12 protein-coding genes are annotated in these 20,664 nt (G+C 68.0%); 3 read left to right on the plus strand and 9 right to left on the minus strand.

The annotated features are described in order from the left end of the window. The first annotated feature begins 21 nt into the window (after window positions 1–21). Window positions 22–5,925, plus strand: coding sequence for a DUF3320 domain-containing protein (locus QGN17_RS14625; RefSeq protein ID WP_281045332.1), 5,904 nt, complete (start codon window positions 22–24; stop codon window positions 5,923–5,925). 68 nt (window positions 5,926–5,993) lie between these two features. Here the strand turns inward: QGN17_RS14625 and QGN17_RS14630 are convergent, their stop codons facing one another. The 3 genes from QGN17_RS14630 to QGN17_RS14640 are packed head-to-tail and all read right to left on the minus strand — an operon-like array spanning window position 5,994 to window position 8,464. Continuing rightward, entirely contained in the window at window positions 5,994–6,641 is a 648-nt protein-coding gene (locus tag QGN17_RS14630) for a hypothetical protein (RefSeq protein ID WP_281045333.1), read from the minus strand. A 40-nt stretch (window positions 6,642–6,681) separates the two neighbouring features. Then, window positions 6,682–7,650, minus strand: coding sequence for a restriction endonuclease (locus QGN17_RS14635; RefSeq protein WP_281045334.1), 969 nt, complete (start codon window positions 7,648–7,650; stop codon window positions 6,682–6,684). Beyond that, a complete protein-coding gene (locus QGN17_RS14640; protein ID WP_281045335.1) occupies window positions 7,628–8,464 on the minus strand; it encodes a WYL domain-containing protein in 837 nt (278 codons plus the stop codon). The genes QGN17_RS14635 and QGN17_RS14640 overlap by 23 nt, the downstream gene beginning before the upstream one ends. A 79-nt stretch (window positions 8,465–8,543) precedes the next feature. On the opposite strand from QGN17_RS14640, the gene QGN17_RS14645 reads away from it, so the two are divergent. Then, on the plus strand, window positions 8,544–9,689 hold the full coding sequence (locus QGN17_RS14645; RefSeq protein WP_281045336.1) for an exonuclease SbcCD subunit D: 1,146 nt from the start codon (window positions 8,544–8,546) through the stop codon (window positions 9,687–9,689). Continuing rightward, the gene (locus QGN17_RS14650) at window positions 9,686–12,763 is read left to right on the plus strand and encodes an AAA family ATPase (RefSeq protein ID WP_281045337.1); all 3,078 of its coding nucleotides are present in this window, start codon (window positions 9,686–9,688) and stop codon (window positions 12,761–12,763) included. The genes QGN17_RS14645 and QGN17_RS14650 overlap by 4 nt, the downstream gene beginning before the upstream one ends. A gap of 49 nt (window positions 12,764–12,812) precedes the next feature. On the opposite strand, the gene QGN17_RS14655 is transcribed toward QGN17_RS14650, so the two are convergent. From QGN17_RS14655 to QGN17_RS14680, 6 genes are all read right to left on the minus strand, one after another. Beyond that, entirely contained in the window at window positions 12,813–13,880 is a 1,068-nt protein-coding gene (locus QGN17_RS14655; protein ID WP_281045338.1) for a hypothetical protein, read from the minus strand. A 112-nt stretch (window positions 13,881–13,992) separates the two neighbouring features. Then, entirely contained in the window at window positions 13,993–14,916 is a 924-nt protein-coding gene (locus QGN17_RS14660; RefSeq protein WP_281045339.1) for a restriction endonuclease, read from the minus strand. Window positions 14,917–15,017: 101 nt separating this feature from the next. Continuing rightward, on the minus strand, window positions 15,018–16,544 hold the full coding sequence (gene tcmP, locus QGN17_RS14665) for a three-Cys-motif partner protein TcmP (protein ID WP_281045762.1): 1,527 nt from the start codon (window positions 16,542–16,544) through the stop codon (window positions 15,018–15,020). Further along, on the minus strand, window positions 16,511–17,332 hold the full coding sequence (locus QGN17_RS14670; protein WP_281045340.1) for a DUF5131 family protein: 822 nt from the start codon (window positions 17,330–17,332) through the stop codon (window positions 16,511–16,513). Before QGN17_RS14670 ends, tcmP begins: the two co-directional genes overlap by 34 nt. An 80-nt stretch (window positions 17,333–17,412) precedes the next feature. After that, window positions 17,413–18,603 carry a GIY-YIG nuclease family protein gene (locus QGN17_RS14675; RefSeq protein ID WP_281045341.1) on the minus strand — a complete coding sequence of 397 codons (1,191 nt, stop codon included), beginning with the start codon at window positions 18,601–18,603 and terminating at the stop codon, window positions 17,413–17,415. Between the two features lies 1 nt (window position 18,604). Beyond that, window positions 18,605–20,662 carry a DEAD/DEAH box helicase gene (locus QGN17_RS14680; RefSeq protein ID WP_281045342.1) on the minus strand — a complete coding sequence of 686 codons (2,058 nt, stop codon included), beginning with the start codon at window positions 20,660–20,662 and terminating at the stop codon, window positions 18,605–18,607. Between the last annotated feature and the right edge of the window lie 2 nt (window positions 20,663–20,664).

Below are 20,664 nucleotides of genomic sequence, written 5' to 3' on the forward strand. Positions count from 1 at the left end.
CGGCGTAAGAGGGGGCTTTTCGTGTCTTGGACTGTTGAGGTTGCCGTAGCGGCGAAGATCGGCTTCGCGACGCATCAGAACGCGATTCCCGTCATCCGCGACCTCAAGGTCGCCGCGCCTTTGGAAGGGGAGAAGGCGAGCGATCTCGTCCTCACGCTCTCCGCCGATCCGCCGTTCGTGCAGGCGAAGACGTGGCGCATCGACGCGATGGCGCCCGGCGACGAGATCGACGTCGCCGATCGCGACGTCGCCCTCAACGCGACCCTCCTCCACGATCTGACCGAGAGCATGACCGGGACGCTGTCGCTGTCGCTCGCCGACGCGACCGGCGCAGTGCTCGCCGAGTGCGCTCATCCGGTCGAACTGCTCGCCCACAACCAGTGGGGCGGCCTCTCGACGATGGCGGAGCTGCTGCCCGCGTTCGTGATGCCCAACGACCCGGCGGTCGACAAGGTGCTGAAGACGGCGTCGGACGTGCTGCGCCGGGCCGGCAAGCCGGACGCCCTCGACGGCTACCAGTCGGGGAAGCGGGAACGGGTGTGGGAGCTGGCGTCTGCGGTCTGGTCCGCCGTCGCGGGTCTGCGGCTCTCCTACGCGCTGCCGCCGGCCAGCTTCGAGCGCACGGGGCAGAAGGTGCGTACGCCCTCGCAGATCCTAGCAGGCGGGGTGGCGACGTGCCTCGACACCGCGCTGCTATTCGCGGCGGCGCTGGAGCAGGCCAGCCTCAACCCGCTCCTGGTCCTGACGGAGGGGCACGCCTTCGTCGGCGTGTGGCTCCAGCCCGTGGAGTTCGCGGCGCTGGTGACGGACGAGGCGGCGGCGCTGCGCCGGAGGTTCGACCTCGACGACCTCGTCGTGTTCGAGACCACGCTCGCGACGCAGAATCCTCCGGCGAGCTTCAGTCAGGCCATGGCGACAGCGCGCCGGGAGATCGCGGAAGAGGCGGATGGGCGCTTCGAGATGGCGATCGACGTGCGCCGCGCGCGGATGCAGCGAATCCGTCCGCTCGGCGTCGCCGGGACCGGCCATTCGCCCTCCGACGAGGTCGTCGTCGCCATGGCCGAGGGCTTGGAGGTCGCACCCGACCTGCCCGCTTTCGACGTCGAGGTGAGCGAGGAGGCGCCGACCGCCACCGGCCGCATCCTCCAGTGGCAGCGCAAGCTGCTGAACCTCACCACGAGCAACAACCTGCTGAGCCTGCGCGAGGGCAAGAGCGTTGTGAAGCTGCTCTGCCCGGATCCCGGCGCGCTGGAGGACCTTCTTGCGGACGGGAAGAAGATCCGCATCGTGCCGATGCCGGATCTCGACGTCGGCGGGCGCGACGAGAGGCTCTACGAGCAGCAGACCCAGACGAGCCTGCGGCTCGAGGTCGCGGAACAGGCGATGAGGCGCGGCGAGGCGCTTTCGCTGCTGCCCAAGGACAAGCTCGACGCGTCTCTGGTCGAGCTCTACCGCAAGGCGCGCACCGATCTCGAGGAGGGCGGCGCCAACACGCTCTACCTCGCGATGGGCTTCCTGAAGTGGAAGAAGTCGCCGACCGAGGAGAAGGTGTATCGCGCACCGCTGATCCTGCTGCCGGTGCGATTGGAGCGGAAGAGCGCGCTCTCCGGCGTCACGATGATCGCGCACGAGGACGAGCCGCGCTTCAACTTGACACTGCTCGAGTTGCTCCGGCAGGACTTCGAGCTGACCATTCCGGGGCTCGACGGCGAGCTGCCCAAGGACCACAGCGGCATCGACGTCCCGGGCGTCTGGCGCAGGGTCCGCGAGGCGGTGCGCGACATCGCCGGCTTCGAGGTAGTGCCCGAGGTCGTGATCGGCACCTTCTCGTTCGCCAAGTATCTCATGTGGAAGGATCTGGTCGATCGCGCGGACCGGCTGAAGGAGAGCCCGCTCGTCCGCCACCTGATCGATCGCGACGGGTCGGTGCAGGTCGACAGGAGTGGCTTCCCCCGCGCCGAGGAGATGGACGCCAAGGTCGACCCCGCGAGGCTGTTCACCCCGCTCCCGGCGGACAGCTCCCAGCTGGTTGCGGTCATCGCGTCGGCCGAGGGCCGGGACTTCGTTCTCGACGGGCCGCCGGGCACCGGCAAGTCGCAGACCATCTCCAACATCATCGCGCACAACCTGGCGCTCGGACGGCGCGTGCTGTTCGTCGCCGAGAAGCGGGCGGCGCTCGAGGTCGTGCAGCGGCGTCTCGCCGACAAGGGGCTGGCGCCCTTCTGCCTCGAGCTGCACTCGGCCAAGGCGACCAAGTCGGCGGTGCTGAAGCAGCTCGACAGCGCCTGGACGGCGCGCGACGCGCTCACCGCCGAGGAGTGGGAACGCGAGGCGGCGGAGACGAGGCGCCTGCGCGACGACCTCAACGGCGTGGTGGCCCTGCTCCATCTCGAAGAGCCGAACGGCTGGACGATCCATCGGGCGATCGGGAGGACCGTGCGCGACGCGACCGGGTCCACGCCGCGCTTCGCCTTCGCGGCGTCGGTTCGCCATTCGGGCGAGGACATGGTGCGCTTCCGCGACGTCGCGCGCAGGCTCGGCATCGCGCGCAAGGCGGTGACCGATCTTCCGGCCGAGCTGGACGGCGTCGCGCGCACCGAATGGTCGAACGGCTGGCAGGAGGACATCGTCGCCTCCGCTGGCGAGGTGCCCGGCGCCATCGACGCCGTCGAGACCGGCCGGTCCGGCGTCAGCACCGCGACGAAGCTCCCGCTCCCCGGCGAGGACCGGGACCAGCTGCGGGCGCTGGTGGAATTCGTCGAGCTCTGTCTCACCACGCACGGGCACGACGTGCGCTTCGCCTTCGCGCCCGACATGGCGGACCGCGTGACGGCGGTGCGCGAGGCGGTGGCGCTGATCGATCGCTACCGCGCCGAGGAGGGAGCGCTGAGCGCGGCCTATGCCCCCGAGGCGGCGCGCAGGATCGACATCGAGGGGACGCAGGCGGCCTGGACCGTGGCGTCCGGCAGGTTCTGGTTCTTCGCCGCGCTCGCGCAGCGGAAGGTCGCGCGCTCGCTCGCCCAGGCCGGCGGGGCCTCGGGGCCGGTCGAGCCCGAGGCGGATCTGCCGCGCCTCCTCGCGATGCGCGATCTGCTGGCGCGGATCGACGCCCTGGCCGTTCGCGCGTCGGGCATCCCCGGCTGGGCGGGGCTCGCCACGGACGGTGCCCTGGTCGAGCAGGCCATCGGCCGCGCCGAGCGGCTCCGTGCCGCGATCGCGGCGCAGGCCGACGGACCCGAGACGCTGGTCGAGCTTCGTCGCGCGGTGTCCACGCTCGTCGTTGACGCGAACGAGATGCTGGCGGGCGACGGACCGGTGGCCGGCGCCGCGGAGAGGCTGCGCGGCTCGCTGGAGAGGATGGACCGGGTCGTCGGTCGCTTCGACGAGCTCTGTGCGGCTCCGGCGGGCGCGGGATTCGACGGCCTGCGGGCGCGTGCCGCCGTCGTCGTCGCGCATGCGCGTCGCCTCAACGACTGGACCGCCTGGCGGCGCGTCCGCGACGAGGCTTTGCAGGCCGGGATCGCGCCGCTCGTCGAGGCGCTGGAGCGCGGTGCCGTCGCGCCCGAGGCATCGGTCGAGACCTTCGAGACGGCCTACGCCCGCTGGTTCGCCTTCGTCCGCATCGACCAGGAACCTCTGCTCACCCAGTTCATGGCCGGCGAGCAGGAGGACCGCATCGCGCGCTTCCGCGAGCTCGACGACCGGATGGGCGAGCTGTCGTCGCGCTACATCCGCGCCAGGCTCTGCGGACTGATTCCGGACAAGAGCGAGGTAGGCAAGAAGGACGGATACGGGACGCTGAAGCATCAGCTCCAGTTGCAGCGGCCGAGCATGCCGATACGGAAGCTGGCCTCGGAGATGGGCGACGCCTTCACGCGACTGGCGCCCTGCATGCTGATGAGCCCGCTCTCGATCGCGCAGTATCTGCCTGCCGATCAGGCGCTCTTCGATCTGGTCATCTTCGACGAGGCCTCGCAGATCACGCCCTGGGACGCGATCGGAGCGATGGCGCGGGGCAAGCAGGTCATCATCGCCGGCGATCCCAAGCAGATGCCGCCGAGCAACGACTTCCAGCGCGGCACCGGCGCGGCCACCGTGGACGACGACACCGTGCCGGATCTGCCGAGCATCCTCGACGAATGCCTGGGGGCCGGCGTGCCGAGCCATCGGCTGAGCTGGCACTACCGCAGCCGTCACGAGAGCCTCATCACCTTCTCGAACGCGCGCTACTACGGGAACGAGCTGGTCACCTTCCCGCCGCCGGAGACCCGGCCGAGCGCGGTCACCTGGCAGAAGGTGCCGGGCGTCTACACGAGCGGCATCAAGACCAATCCGATCGAGGCGCAGGCGATCGTCGACGAGGCGGTGCGTCGCCTGCGCGATCCGGCCTTCGTGGACGAGAGGGGCGCGCCGCTCAGCCTCGGCATCATCACGATGAACGCCGAGCAGATGCGGCTGGTCGAGGACCTGCTCGACAAGGCCCGCCGCGCTCATCCCGCGATCGAGCCGCACTTCGATGCGGAGACGCGGCTGGAGCCGGTCTGCGTGCGCAACCTCGAGACCGTCCAGGGCGACGAGCGCGACGTGATCCTGCTCGGAGTCAACTTCGGGCCGACCGAGCCGGGCGGTCAGACCATGTCGATGTCGTTCGGCAAGCTCAACAACTTCGGCGGCGAGCGTCGCCTCAACGTCGCCGCGACGCGCGCGCGGCGGGAGATGAAGGTGTTCACCTCCTTCGATCCGGGCATGATCGACCTGACCCGCACGGCGTCGGGAGGCGTTCGCGACCTCAAGGCGTTCATCGAGTTCGCGGAACGCGGGCCGCGCGCGATCGCCGAAGCGAACAAGGGATCGATGGGTGGCGCGGATTCGCCGTTCGAGGAGGCGGTGACCACCGAGCTGCGCCGACGGGGCTGGACGGCCGTGCCGCAGGTCGGCGTGTCGAAGTTCCGCATCGATCTCGGCATCGTCCACCCGGATCGGCCGGGCGACTATCTGGTCGGTGTGGAGTGCGACGGCGCCTCCTACCACAGCGCCGCCACCGCTCGTGATCGCGACAAGGTCCGTCAGGCCATTCTGGAAGGACTCGGCTGGACGCTGGTGCGGACGTGGTCGACGGACTGGTGGATCGACCGCGACCGCGCGGCCGACAAGCTGCACGCTCGCATCGAGGCGCTGCTGGACGCAGATCGCACGGCGCGAGCGGAGGCGGAGGCAGCCGCCGCGGACCCTCTCGCCTCGGATGCCCGGACGCCGCACGACGAGATCATCGAGATCGTAGCGCCCTCCCGCACGGCGGTGCCGGAGACCGACGACGTAGAGGGCGACGTGGGCGACGTCGCCACTGGCGAGCCGGACCCGGTCCTGATCGTCGATCACGGGAGCGAAAGGCGCGAACCGATCTATGCCCGGGCGGCTGAGCCGATCGTCGCCGCGGCGGCCGGCTGGTCGGCGGAGACCGACCTCTACCGCGCGACGGCGTTCAAGACGTTCGAGGGCGAGCTTGATCCGCTCCGCTTCTACGAGGCCTCCTATGACGACCTTCTCGCCAGACTGGTGGCTCACGTGCTGCGGTTCGAGGCGCCTATAGCCGAGAGCCTGCTGGTTCAGCGCATAGCGCGGGCGCACGGCTTCCAGCGAGCAGGAAGGGTCATCCGCGACCGTGTCATGGCGGTCGCGGAGCGCGAGCACTTCGTGCAGGAGGAATCGAGCGGCGGCAGGTTCGTCTGGTCGACGGAGGCCGACTGCGCGGTCTGGGGGCATGCCCGAGCTCCGGCCTCGATGGACGACATCCGCCAGATCGAGGACATCTCGCTTGCCGAAATCCGCGTGGCGCGCAACGGTCGGGACGCGACCGAGGTGGCCCGCCTGTTCGGCGTGCGGCGCTTGACCTCGACGGCGAAGACCAGGATCGACAGCGCGTAGACTTGGCGCCCGTGCGATGACCGCGGTCTTGGATCTGCCGTCGAGGGCGCATCGGCATATCGCCGGCGTCAGGTTCTACCGGCTGCGAGCCACCGCAGATTCTCGGCCATCTCGGTGACGGCACCGAGGATGTGGTCGTCCTCGTCGGGAAACAGCTCGCCAGCGAGAAACCGCCGCTTCGCGAACGACGGGCGCCCGCCGTCGAAGGCCGGATCGGACAGCAGGCGCTCGGCGAGCGCGCGGATATGCGCCGCAGTCTCCTTCCCAGCCAATCGCTCGCCCGCTTCCTCCTGGTCGGCAACGCGGAGTGAGATCGCCTCGACTTCACGCTCGAACTCAGTGATCCAGGCGGCCTCCGCATAAGCGGCGTGCAGCACGCCTCCCGCGACGAATTCGACCGTCGTTCGGGCGGAATCGCCGTCATGAGCGGCTAGCGGTTTTCCGGCCCGCCTGATGTCCGTCGACGCGTCGTCATCCGGCTCGGCGCCGATCTCCTCGATCGCAGCCTCCACCTCGACGGCAGGATCCAGGGTCGTTTCGACGGCATATATGATGGCCGGGCGAACCGCGATGACCAGCCTAACGATCTCCTCGGTGGAGAGCAGGACCGTCGGATATGCGGACCGCTCCGTATGAAGCGGCGCGGCGACGAGATGGGAGCCTGCGGATGTGGCAGCGGACCGGATCTCGGCAGCGAGGGCTTCGGCATCGTTCATCCGTTCGTCCTTTCCGTTTCAGTCGAAGCCGACTGTCTCGTCACACCGCGTCGAGTCGCCGGGCCAGCTGCTCCGCGTTGCATATTATCACCTTGGCGGAGGCCGCGAGCTCGACGGCGGCGTCCGTGAAGCCGGCCACCGCGCAGACGACCGCGAAATCCAGCTTGTAGTGGGTTCGCGCACCGATGGCCTCCTGAACGGCCTTCACCCCTACCGGTTTGGACGTATCCTTGCATTGGATCGCATAGGAGAGATCGTCCTTCTGGGCGATGATGTCCGCGCCGAAGTCTCCACTCGCCGGCGTGGCCCGAACTTCGAAGCCGGCTGCGCTCAGACGATTCATGCATTCCTGCTCGAACGCGAGGCCGCGATTGAGCCTTGGAGCGGGCCGGAGGAGATCGGCCTTTATGAGTCGGACGAGGTCGCGGAGACGCAGAGCGCCATCGTCGCCGGACGCCGGGAGGAATCTCTGCACGACCTTTTCGACGGCGGCGCGGGCATGAGATTCGTTCTGTCGTCCGATCGCGTCCTCATGGACGTTCACGGCGTAGACGTTCTTCAGGACGGGAGCGTTCGGGACATAGATGTTGAGAAGGTGGACAAAGTACAGCGTTAGGTCGATGAGGCCGTAGGCGAGTGGATTGCGGCCATCCCAGAAGGTGCGGTCCTTCCGCCTGTCGGCGAGCACGACCAGTGCGGGTTCGCCGGCTTCGGATCGGAACGTCACGTCGGACCATTCGGGGAAGTAGCGATCGACCTGGAAGGCCATCCAGGGAACCTCTGCCTCGATCAGCTTCGCGAAGAGCGCGTTTGCCTGCGCCGGTGCGCAGCGGAGAGCGCCCCCATGACCGGTGGCCACAGCGTATGGTCGGGTGAGGAAGGACGGATCGCCTCGATAGATGCCGAGTATCGCGTCCTTGTGCGCGAGCAGGTTGGCGAAATCGAGGGCGGTGACGTCCGGCGCGGTGCGCCCGGCGTCGAAATCCTCAATCCCCTTCGCGAGCGGCATGGGCTGTCGGTCCTGTTCGTGATGAGGGAGCGGGGTCGCGGTCACGCCGTTCCAGGCGGGAGCCGGGAAGATCGAGTCCCCATCTGCGATCGACGTAGAAGGCCAGCGCCTCGTTCGTCTCGACGACGAGGAAGTCGCCTTCGAACCCGTATTCGAGGCGCACGGCCTTCTGCTGTTCCGGCGAGAGGTCGGACCTGGGACGCAGCTCGATCCGGACGCGGGTCTCCCATTGCTCGTCGATCGGCAGGGCATCCGGTGGCGCCTCCGTTGCGAAGCTGCTGGCCTCGGACACCCGGACCGGCAGATAGTCGCGCCACTCGCCGTGTCGATAGCTCCATGCGCGAAAGTGGATGCGCTCACCGTCGAAGCCGATCCGCGCTGGTGCGATCCACTGGGTCTGTCGGTCGCCGGTGCTCATCGACGCGTAGTCGATCTCGATCCGACGGCCGAGCTCCATCGCCTGATAGAGATGACGCACGACGGAGGCAGGACAAAGGCGCGACGGCGAGGGAAGCGCCTCGAACCGACGGCCCGCTCCGCTGGCCACCACGTCGAGCATCGGAGGGGCGTCGCCGGGTTCGGCGAGGCCGACATGGCGGTCGGAGGCGACGTAGGCCTTGCGGACCGTGTCGTAGAACGGAGCTGGTTCACGGCACTTCGCGAGGTAGACGCGGAAGTCGATGGCGGCCTGTGCCGGCGAGATGCCAAAGCGCTCGATCAGGTCACTGCGGTTCGCCTGCCCCCTCCATGCGAAGCACTGGTCGAGCCAAGCCAATCGCGTCCTGATCGCGGGTTTGAGATCGTCGGTCTCCATCGAAGGCGAACGCTACTTGACGACTCGCGTTGAGTCCATCTAATTTCTATACGTTCACTAATTAGACGGACTGGCCACGATGCGGATCCTCCATACTAGCGACTGGCATCTCGGACGCCAGTTCCACGGGGCGTCCCTGGACGAGGATCATGACGCCGTCCTCGCGCAGGTCGAGGCGGCGATCGCCGAGCACGCGCCCGACGTTCTGGTCATCGCCGGCGACATCTTCGACCGGGCGACGCCGCCTCAGTCGGCGCTGCGCCGCTTCGGCGACTTCGTCCAGCGCGTCGGCGCGACGTGCGGAACCGCCATCGTGCTGATCGCCGGCAACCACGACTCCGCCGCGCAGATCGGCATGATGGGCGTGCTGGCCGATCCGGAGCGGTCGCTCGTGCGCGGCCCCCTTGATCCGGAAGAGCGGCCGCTGCTGCTCGAGGACGAGTTCGGTCCGGTGGCCATATCGGCCCTGCCCTTCTCCTACGAGTTCGCGGCGCGCGCCTGCTATGCGAACGACGCCATATCGTGCCCGGCGGACGTGCTGGCCGAACAGATCGCGAGCGCGCGACGTCATGTGCCGGCCGGTGCACGGTGGGTCGTCGTCGCGCACGCCTTCGTGGAGGGCGCATCGACCAGCGAGGGCGAGCGACCCTTGACCCGCGCAGTCGGCGGGATCGAGACGGTCCCCGCTTCGGTCTTCGTCGGTGCTCACTATGTCGCCCTCGGCCATCTCCACCGTCCGCAGGCGGTCGGGGCCGGGCACGTCCGCTACTCGGGCGCGCCGTTGGCATTCGGCTTCGACGAGGAGGGTCACGGGAAGTCGATGACGCTCGTCGACATGGCGGCCGACGGCTCGATCGTGACGACGGCGCTGCCAATCGTTCCCCGACGGAACGTCAGGACTCTGCGCGGCAAGCTCGCCGAGCTGCTCGCGGCACCCGAGGGGTCGAGCGATCTGGTGAGCGTCGTGCTCACTGACGAGACGCCGCAGATCGATCCGATGAAGCGGTTGCGCAAGTTGTATCCCCATGCCGTCCAGCTCTCCTACGAGAGACACGAGAGCGCCGGCGCGCGAAGCCTTCGGGACGGGCGCGCGGCGCTTGAGCGGCCGCAGGACGTCATCGCCAGCTTCATGGGCTTCGTGCGGGAGAAGCCGATGACGGAAGCGGAGGGATCGCTCGTCGTCGAGGCGCTGGCCGACCTCGCGATCGCGGGAGAGGAGGCATGAGGCCGATCCGGCTCACGATCTCGGCGTTCGGCCCCTATGCCGGCACCGAGCAGGTCGATTTCCGGGAGGCGACGGACGCCGGTCTGTTCGGGATCTACGGCCCGACCGGATCGGGCAAGTCGTCGATCTTCAGCGCCATGACGTTCGCGCTGTTCGGCGAGGGCGCGAAGAGGGAGCAGTCGATCGCGACGATGCGGTCCGGGCATGCCGACGCCGACCAGCCGACCGAGGTGTCCCTGCTCTTCGAGATCGGCGAGCGCCGCTACTACATCCGTCGGCAGCCCGACCAGACGCGGCCGAAGAAGCGTGGCGACGGGGAGACGACCGAAAGCCACAAGGCCTGGCTCTTCGACGCGACCGAGGTTCCGGTCGAGGAGGTCACCGCCGACAACTGCGGCGTCGTGCTGGCCGAGACCAAGGTCGGCGAGGTCGCGCGGCTGGTGAAGGAGCTTCTCGGCTACGGCGTCGAGCAGTTCCGCCAGATCGTGCTCCTGCCGCAGGGGCGGTTCGAACGCTTCCTGGTCGCAGACAGCAACGAGCGCGTGGCGATTCTGCGCGAGCTGTTCGACGTCAGCGTCTATCGCAGGATCGCGGAGCGGATGAAGGAGCAGGCGGCGTCGGCGCGCCGGGACTTCGACGACGGGCATCGGATCATGGCGCAGCGCCTGGCCGACGCCGGCTTCGCGAGCACGGACGAGCTGGAGACGGGCATCGCCGAGGCGGGCGTGACCGTCGACGACCGACGCGCGAAGGCGGTGCTGGCGGAGACCGCCGCCCGCGACGCGGAGAAGGCGCATCTCGAAGCGGAACGGATCGAGGGCCTCTTCGCGGGGGTCGAGAGAGCCGATCGGCGCATGGCGGAGCTTGAGGAAGGCCGTCCGGCGATCGAGGCGCTCGAGGTCGTGGTCGCCCGCGCGCAGAAGGCGCAGCGGGCCGTCGATCTGGAGACCCGTGTCACCGAACTCCGCCGCGCCCATGGCAACGCCGTCGTCGAGGAGGAGCGTATTCGCGAGGCGGCGCGCCTCGCGACGGAGAAGCACGCTCAGTTCGAAGCCGCCGCCGTGCGCGAACGCAGGGAGGCGGAGCAGATCGACGGCCTGCTGGTCAGGGCGGCCGAGGTGGAACGGCATAGGGCCGCCCTCGTCGGCGCCGGCGATCTCAAGGCCGATCACGAGGCGAAGCACGGTAAGCTGGACGTGGCGCAGACCGGCTTCGATCGGGCGGATGCCGAGAAGACCCGCCTGGACGGTCTGGTCGCGTCGCTGGCTGGACGGATCGACTCCGCCCAGAAGGCGAACGTGCGTCGGTCCGACTTGACGGCGAACCTTGCCACGGCTGTGGGCGAGCAGCGGGAGGCGAAGGCTCACGCCGACGCGGGACGCAAGGCGTCGGAAGCGAAGACCGGCCTAGACGGTCTCGTGAAGGCGCATGCCGACGCGCTGGCGCTGGTCGGGCCGTTGCGCGACCAGGCTGCCGACGCCGAACGCGCGTTCATCGGCGCGCAGGCGCAGGTCCTCGCTGACATGCATCTGGTCGACGGGGAGCCCTGCCCCGTGTGCGGAAGCGCGGAGCATCCCTCGCCGGCTCGGGGAGAAGGCGATCCGCGGCGGCTCGAGACGGAGATGCGGTCGGCACGCGAGGCCAGCGACGCGGCCGTGCGTCGCGAGAGCCTCGCCGAGGCGGCTGTCAAGGCGGCCGGGGATGCGCTCGCCGATCGGCAGGCCGACCTCGCGCTGCTCCCGCAGCCCCGGATCGGTCTCAAGGAGGCGGACGCTGAGGTCGCCCGGCTCAAGAGCGAGATCGCGACCTTGGGCACGGCGACGGACGTCGCGGATCTGGAGACGCAGTCGGCGGAGGCGAAGCGGCTCCTCGGCATCGCCACGACCGATCTGGCTGCCGCTCTCGACGGATTGCAGAGGGCCAAGACCGACGAGGCCGTTTCGGCCCGGTCCTACGCGGACGCGATCGAGAGCGTGCCGGTGCCCCTTCGCGCGGAGGGCGCCGTCGACGAGGAGGCGCGGAAGATCGCCGGCGCCGTGACGAAGCTGCGCGAGAAGCTGGCGGAAGCCGAGGACGGGTTGCGCAAGGCCGCCACCGATCGCGACACGGCCGCGGCCAAGGTGGCGGGCGCTGTCGACGCGGTCGCCAAGGCGGAGGTGGAGGCGACGAAGGCGGTGACCGCCTTCGGCTCGCGACTGACGGAACTCGAGCTGGACCCCGATCAATACGCGGTCGGACGCGAGGCCATCCCGCACATCGCGGCCCACGAGGCGCGCATCGGCGCGTTCCGGAAGGACTTTGCCCTCTCAGACGCGCAGGCGGCCGCCGCCAGAGCGTCGGTCGGCGGACTGGAGCGGCCGGACACGGTCGCGACCGCCGGAGCGAGAGACGTGGCGCGGGGTGAGGCCGCGACCGCCCGCGGCGTGGCGGCCGACGCCGAGGCGGCGCGGAAGGTGCTGGAGGATCTCCGGGGCTCGCTTCGCGATCAGCTGGAGCGGCTGGCGAAACTGGAGGAGGAATCGGGACCGCTGCGGGCGCTTGCCGAAGCGTTCGTCGGCGACAACGTGATGCGCACGCCGCTCGAGACCTTCGCGATCGGCGCGATGTTCGACCACGTCCTCGACGCCGCGAACCTACGCCTCGATCCGATGACGGCGGGACGCTATCGGCTTGTTCGCGACGTGGAATCGGTGGGCGGCCGCACGAAGCGCGGCCTCGACATCCGTGTGCACGACATCCAGACGGGACGTGCACGCGAGATCAGCACGCTGTCGGGCGGAGAGACCTTCATCGCAGCCCTGTCGCTTGCGCTGGGCCTCTCCGACATCGTCGAGATGAGTCACGGCCGGATCCGCCTCGACACGATCTTCATCGACGAGGGGTTCGGCAGCCTGGACACCGAGAACGACGGTGGCACGCTCGATCTCGTGCTCCAGGTCCTTCAGGAGATCGTAGGGAAGAGCCGTGCCGTCGGGCTGATCTCGCACGTGCCTCTCGTTCAACAGGCGGTGCCAAACGGATTCTCGATCGTGAAGACCGTGGACGGCAGCCGTGTGGAGCGCAGGGTCGCATGAGCGCGTTCCTGCGCATCGGCACGAACTCCATTGCTGTTCGAGGCGGCAATCACGCCGCGAGTGTGGCCAGGCTGGCCTCGAGGATGTTGCGCAACAGCTTGGAGCGTTGCACGGGGTCGCCGGCGAAGTCGATGGCGATCGAAGAAACCATTGGTCCTCGACGGACGGCTTTCGCCTCAAGACCCAAGGCAGTCAGTCGAGCGCAGTCAGCCAAGCTGATGACCCGGCCGTTCGACTCGCGAAACAGCAACGTCCTTTCGCGTCTAGATCCATTGGCGAGGACGGCGCGAACTCTGAGTTGGCCGCCGTCAGTATAGTATTCCTGCCAACGGGAGTCGGGAGGCACCATCTGGTCGATCTCGGGGTCTTCCTCGTCATCGATGCGGTGCGGCGCCGACGCGCTGGCGGATGCTGCCATCGAACCGGGCGGCGGTTCGAGGGCGTGTTGGGCGTCGAAGATGGCTTCGAAGGTTTCGGCCACCTCGTCCAGCTCCGCCGGGCGCCCGTCTGGACCAAGCCGGAACTCGGTGTTGCAGATGGGCTCGAACCGACGGATCAGTGCCTTCTCGAGTGGCTTGATGCGTCGTTCCTTGACGGTCTGCTTGTCTTCCGCGGGGGCGTTCGGTGCGATGCGCCGGTAGGAGAAGGAGAAGCGCTCGAATAGTGCCTCGGGCGAAGCGTCGCGGAGCTCGGTCCAGTGGCGGGCTGCGAAGCGGGCCTTGTTGTAGGTCGCCTTGACTGAGCCCTTCTCCAGGCGGTCGCTCGCGCCTCGCGCAGCCGCTAGATCGCGAGCGATCTCATGATCGAGATTGTCCATGATCGAACGGAGCGGCGCGGAGCTGAAGCCCAGGCTCTTGGCCCGCAGCGTGAAGCCCATCACGTGCTTGTAGATCCGGTCGGCCACATGCCCGCCGAACGGATTCGCTTCTGGTCCCACGAAGGATCCGATGTAGATGAGCTTGCCGTCCCAGAAGCAGGCATAGACCCCTGCTCCCGCGAGATCGGTCTCCTTCATGCCGGGCAGCTTCGCGCCAACGAGGTTGGCCCACGGCGGCATTCCGGGATCGGCCTCGCCCGATGAGAGGGAACAGATCTCGCGTAGATGGCGCTTCCGCAACGGATTGCTCTCCGGTCTGGTGGTGCGGTCCGAGACGGACGGCGTCCATAGGGAGTATCGAGAGACTCCTTACCGAAGGTTTGAGGGCGATCGGGCCGAGTGAGGGTGTCACCTATTCGTCGACGAAGAAGTCCTCGTCGAGGCGCTTGATGGCGATGGTCCGACTGGCGCGCACGCCGACGTCGTGCTCGACCATGAGCTCCGCCAGCCGGTCGCCGTCGATCAGGATCACGCGCTGAGGAAGGTGCTGCACGAACTGGAGGGCCGGCGCGCTGAAGGTCGAAGTCGTGACGAAGACGCCCTTGGTGGCGCCGAGGCCAACCAGACTGCCGACGAACGCCTGGATCTCGGGGCGGCCGACGCCCACGTGCGCCGAGTATCGCTTGGCCTGCACGTAGATGCGGTCGAGGCCGAGGCGGTCCTCGTCAATGACGCCGTCGACGCCCCCATCCCCGCTCTTGCCGAGGCGCAGGGCGGCGCGCTCGTGCGTGCCTCCGTAGCCCATGGCGACCAGCAGATCGACGATCACGCCTTCGAAGAAGGTCGCGCTTTGCGCGAGGATCCGTTGGAGGAGCTCGGCCTTCAGGGCGGCGTGGATGATCGCATGCGCGGAGTCGATCTGCTCCTCCGGCGTCGCATCGGCGACGGAGGCGGCACGGATGGCCGGCGCCTCTTCGGATCCCGTCGTGGCGACCGACTTGGCATACCACTCGAGAAACGGGGGATATGTTTTCAGCGTCTCGACGTCGATCTCGGCCGGCGATCTCTCGAGAAGGGTCCTGCCGGATTCGCTGGCGCGGAAGAGACCCCGTTTCGGGCTGTCGATCAGCCCTGCCTTGGTCATGTAGAACTTCGCCCAGTGGATGCGGTTGTGGAGGATGCGCTGCCGCCCGCTCGGCAGCAGCTCGTCGCGCTCCTCCTCGGAGAGGCCGAGATCGTCCGCGATGCGGTCGGCGACCTCAGGCACGCGCGTATCGCCTTCAGCGGCGGCCTTCAGCACCGGAAGCATGAGGCTCTGATAGTCCGGAATGCGCAAGTCGATCCCCCGTCGTCGGCGACGGGGTCTGGCTATCCCGTTCGGAGTACGTGCTCAAGCCCGGCCATGCGGTAGTCGGGGGCGGAGAGCCTGTCGGCCTGTCACTGCGCTGCGAGCACGGTGGCGATCCAGTGCGCCGATGCCGATATCGCGGCGTGCAGCGGGGGGATCAGCGCTGCGCAGGCGATGCCCGCGCCGGCCACGGTCGCGGCGCCGGCGGCGCCTCCTGCCTTCTTCGCGAACTCGTCGGCGAAGATGTCGATGCGCGGCTGGAACCAGTGCAACAGCTTCTGGAGACGCGAAGCCGCTTTGGCCACGTCCAGCGCATCGGGCTCGGCCTTCGCGGCCTCCTCGGCGATGATGGCGGAGGCGTCCTTGATCTCGGCCACGAGGGATTCCGGCAGCGGATTGCCGTCGTCGTCGACGGGAGGGCCGTTGTGCCCCATCTCGCCGTGCTTGGGCCGGCGGGCCTCCAGAGCTGCGGCAAGGCCGGCGACGGCGTCGCCCATGGCGGCCCTCAGCTCCAGCTCGCGGTCGCTGCCGAACGTCGGTTCGGCGTCGCCTTCGAGGTCGGCAACGAGGCGATCCAGATCGGTGGTCGCTGCGTCGGTCGCGATCGCATCGGGATCAGGCTCGGCGCTTCCGCCGGAAATCGTTCTGGTCGTCACCTCGATCGGCGGATCTGTCGGAGCGCTTTCGTCGAGGGCATCGGTCTCGCGGAGCTCGGCAAGGAGGGCCTCGAGATCGCTCTGGTCGCTTTTGTCGTCGAGGGTGCGACCGGAGGTCTTGCGATAGGCGCGCAGCATGAGCGGCGTCGCCTCCTTATGATCGGTGGCATGGATCATGTGATACATGATCCGGCCGCCGCGCCGCTGGCTGTGTATGGGATAGGGCTTCGCGTAGGCGTAGCCGAGCTCGTTCATGAAGCGCTCGGCGAGGAGCGGGCCGCGCTCGGCGGACGATACCTTTCGGAGATCGCGCCAGTCGTCCCGGCCCCACCATCGCGTCAGACGCTCCGCAGTCTCTGGCCGGCGCACCGCCGCGATCGAGCGGTCGAGCCAGCCGGTCGCGAGAAAGTAGAAGATCTCGATCTTGTGGGTCGTCTTGTGCCCGGCGATGGCCTGCACCGTGGCCCAGTCGCATTCGAACCCGCGCTGGTCGAGCAGTGCGAAGGTCGCGGTCTTCGGCGTTATCGTGCCGGCCCCGAGGATGTCGTGGACCCGCTCGTTGAAATCGCCCGGAAGCACCTCGATCCGGCGTTTGGGCAGCGCTTCCGCGGCCTTGATCTCCTCGAGGAGCTCGATGCCCTTGGGGTCGAGATCGCATAGCCAGAACTCGCGCATCCACGGCGGCCGTGCCTGGAGCACGAGATTGGCGGAGCAGAGCTCCTTCAGATGTCGCTGCTGGGGAGCGGCGAAGCCGTCGATGTAGGTTCCGTGCTTCGTGACGAAGGTGAAGAGCCGGATGTATTCTTGGATGAGCTTAGCCTTGTTCTCCGTCCAGAGCGGCGTCTTCAGGGATCGGAAGTCCTTCTCCTCGGGTTTCTCGAGGATCGGGATCTCCTGTTCCGTGAACAGGGCCGGATGGCCGGGGACTAGGCTGTTCTTGCGACGGGGAGCTCGTCCCATGTCTCTCCGTCCAGCTCTCGGCCGGCGATCTTCTTGCCGACGCGGATCATGGTGGTGCCGTCGGCCACGGTCTCCATCCGCGCCTTGGCGAGCGGGATGCCCTGACCGGGCGCCCAGTCGCCCCACTGCTTGAAGTGGAAGGCGACGTCGTGCGCCATGCAGATGTTGAGGAGGTCGCGGAACCACGACGGGCTCGACGGCCGCGCCTTGGGTCCGCTCTCGCCACCGGTGATCACCCAGTCGAGCTTGTCGGCCCACGGCCCGATGTCGAGGGGACCGAGCAGCGGCTCGGCCGAGATGAAGCGGACGGCGGCGGGGATGGCGCCGAGGTGCGGCAGGCGCTCCTCGGCGTATTCCTGATTCTCGACCGTCGTGCCGAGCCAGACGTTCGCTGGCCACTCGTCGCCCCACGGCGCGAGTCGGGCGACGATCTCGGGGCGCTTGGTGAGGAGGAGCCAGTCGAGGTGCGGCGTCGCCTCGATCAGCTTCCAGAGACGGGCGCGATGGACGTCGAGGTCGCGCCGGTCCTCGAAGACGTCGGCCATGGACGCGCAGAACACACGGGCGCGCTCGCCCGTCGCCTCGGCGGCCGCGTTCCACTTCAGCGGCTCGGACCAGTGCTTGTCGCCGAAGAAGCGGCGCTCGGCGTTAATGCCCCATACCTTGCTGCCGACGCGCTTGGCCCAGCTCTCGGCGTAGCAGTGCTTGCACGCGGGAGACACCTTCACGCACCCCCACCAGGGGTTGAAGGTGTGGGTCGTCCATTCGATCCGGGAGTTCTTAGCCATTCGCGCCTCTGAGCGATGGTATAGCCTTTGTGCAACGCCGGCCAAGTGTTCGTTGTTCGTTCGATCCGATCATGGCGAGATCAGGCTTCCGCCAGAGGGACGATCTGGTCCTGCCCGACGTCGTAGCGGTAGAGATGCAGGCTCTTCGTAGCGATCAGCCTCATGGCCTGCTCGACGGACACCCTCGACACGAGAAACCACTCGCGCGGATCGACGGACCGACCGAAGCGGTCGGGCAGCCTGACGTCGACGCACGCGGCGCCGAAGAAGCGGTGGAGCAGCCCCTCGATCTTCTTCGGCGGGACGCCCCGGGTCTCGTATTCGTCGACGATCCTCGCCTCGGCGAGCAGGAAGGTCGGATCGGAGGCGGCGCCGGCGATGCGGCCGGCGGCCGTCTCGGTGGTCGACCCGATCTTGACGATGTGGTCGGCGAGGTCGGCCAGTGCCGGGTTCGTCGACAGCGTCCGCGCGACGTAGACGCAGCCGGTCACGGCGGGCTTCGCGTCCTTGAACAGGTCGCCCGCATCGGTCGTCAGCACGCGGCGGCTGTTCTCGGCGCGGTAGAGGGCCTTGCCGAACGAGCGCAGCAGGTGGTCGCTCTCGGTGCCGTTGTCGTAGATGATGCGCAGACGGGCGTCGTCGCGGTCGTTGCGCGTGTGCCGATCGACCTCGGCGATGTAGGCCAGCGCGCCGTCGACGATGAACATGTCGCCGACCCCGATCTGGTAGGTGGAGCTGGTCGGGACGGTCGCGCGGGCGCCGTTCGCGATGTCGGCGATGCACTCGTCGAAGATGGGCCGGAAGGCTTCGAAGTCCTTGCAGACGGTGCGTTCGGCGATGGTGTCGGTCTCCGCCTTCGGCTGCGGCACCGGCGTCTCGCGGAAGTCGAAGATGTGGTCGTCGGGGGTGCTTAGGAGATCGTCGCCGGCGGCGATGAGATCGTCGAGGCTGGCCGGGGCCGCTTCGCTGACGGCGGCCGCCATCGGCGCATCGAGTAGTCCGTATTGATCAAGGTGGCGCAGCTTGCCGACCTTGGCGGCGTCCTTGCGGAAGCTGTCGAGCCTGACCCCTAGCCGCATCTCGTCCGGTGCGCGGGCGTTCCTGTCTGGAGCCCGGCCGGTGCGCTCGCGGAACGCCACCACCTCGAGGAAGAGCCTGGACTGATCGTCGGCGGGCGTCCGCGACGGCTTTACGACGGGCACGAAGAGATCGTCGCCGGCCGCGATCAGCTCGTCGAGGGCTTCGTAGAACGCAGCGGTCGATCTCGCCATGTCAGGCCGCCTGCTCCTGCGCCTTCTCCTTCTGGCGGCGGATCGCGGCGGCGCGGATCCAAGCGAGGGCCTCTGCCATTCGCTTCTCGACCGGGTTCGCGGCGGTGATGCTCGGCTCGCGGCCGTGCTGCTCCTTGAAGGCGCGGATGCGCGGCACCTGGGCGAGCGCCTCGGCTTCGGTGATCTCGATGCGGGTCTCGGCGATGGACTGGTGGATGCGTCGCAGGACCGATTCCCCGAGCGCCTTGGACAGGATCTCGTAGGATTGCTGGAAGGGGTTCACCTGATCGATGAGGTCGATGCTGAGCTCGGGCATCGTGATGAACTTGGAGGTCAGCTTGATCAGCTGCGCGTGGGCCTTCTGGCCTTCGGTCTCCTCGCCGTCCTCGGAGGGCGTGGTGTCGATCGGGAGGCCCGGCTGGGCGATCCTGGCGAGCACGGCGCGGCGCGCGACGATGTTCTGCCGGATGGCCTCGATGTCCTCCTCGCTCTCGGCGATGTCGGGATAGCGCTTGGCGATGATGTCGGGGATCAGATGCTGGTTGATGGTCTCGGCCGGAAACTCGTCGGGGATGAGGCTGGCGCGAAGCACCTGGCTGTCCTGAAGCACGGCCGCCATCAGGTCCGTCATGTCCGTCTCGATGATCTCCTTGGCGCGCCTGCTGGTCGGTTCCTTGAGGCCGGCGATCTCGATGGTGGGCTCCGCGTCGAGGAGGTCGATGCGCGTAGTCGGGCGGGCGCCGCCGTCGAACCGGTCGTCGGAGGCCTTCGTCTTGAAGTTGAAGTTGGGGATCAGCACCTGCTCCATGAGGAGCGAGGCGGCGATCGCCTTCAGCATGTCATTGACCGCGCTACGCACGACCTCGTCGGCGGTGTCGGGTTCGGCGAGCAGGTTCGTGAACTGGGCGTGCGTCTTGCCTGGTGCGTCGCGGGTGGCTCGGCCGATGATCTGCACGACCTCGGTCAGCGAGCCCCGGTAGCCGATCGTCAGGGCGTGCTCGCACCAGATCCAGTCGAAGCCCTCCTTGGCCATCCCGAGGGCGATGACGATGTCGAGGTCCTCTCGCTTCTCCACGCTGCGGAGGCCTGTCAGCACGGTCTGCTGGGTGTCCGGCGTGACGAGGTCGGCGATCTTCAGAACACGACCGTCATGGGTTCGCAGCAACTGGAAGCCGGTTTTCGGATCGACCTCGAACACGTTGCCGAGGACGTCGAGGATGCCGTTCATCTCCCTGATCTTGTCGCCGAGCGCCGCCTGCGAGTTGACGTTGGGGATGTGGATGATCGTCTTCTTGGTCGGATCGAGCACCTCGCCGATCGCGGATAGGTAGCTGCCGTGGTAGAAGTGGTAGCCGATCCCCAGCGTCTTGAGATGCTCGTAGCCGGACAGCTGCTCGTAGTAGGTGTAGACGACGTCGGTGAACTTCGCCTCGTCATCGGCACGCAGGACCGGGATCTGGTCGCCGCGGAAGAAGGAGCCGGTCATGGCGACGATGTGGGTGGAGCCCTCGTCCATGACGGTGCGGATCAGCTCGCCCAGGCGGTTGTCGGCGTCGGCCGAGACGTGATGGAACTCGTCGATGGCAAGGACGCAGTCGTGGAAGGCGGTGATGCCGCGGCCTTCGCGCATGATCCGGTCGAAGGCGTGGCGCAGCGTGGAGTGAGTACAGACGATGATGTCGTCGTCCGAATCCATGAAACGGATGAAGGCGTTGATCTTGCCGCTGTCGCCGCCGATCATGTCGCAGAGGTTGTTCTGCGGAGCGATCGTCCAGTCGGCGAAGAAGCCGTGCGCCGTAAGATCGGTCGAACGGAACGAGTTGCCGATCGAGCGCTCCGGCACGGCGACGACGACCTTGCGCATGCCTTGGTTGCGGAGCTTGTCGAGGCCGAGGAACATCAGCGCACGGGACTTGCCGGACGCGGGCGGGCTCTTGATGAGCAGATACTTGGCGTTGCGGGCGTCGAAGGCGCGAGACTGCATGACACGCATGCCGTAGGCGTTGGTTGCCTTGCTGGCACCGGTGGAGCCGTATTCGACGGTGATGAAGTCAGGCATTC

The organism is Sphingomonas oryzagri (assembly GCF_029906645.1).
Taxonomy (GTDB): Bacteria; Pseudomonadota; Alphaproteobacteria; order Sphingomonadales; family Sphingomonadaceae; genus Solisphingomonas; species Solisphingomonas oryzagri.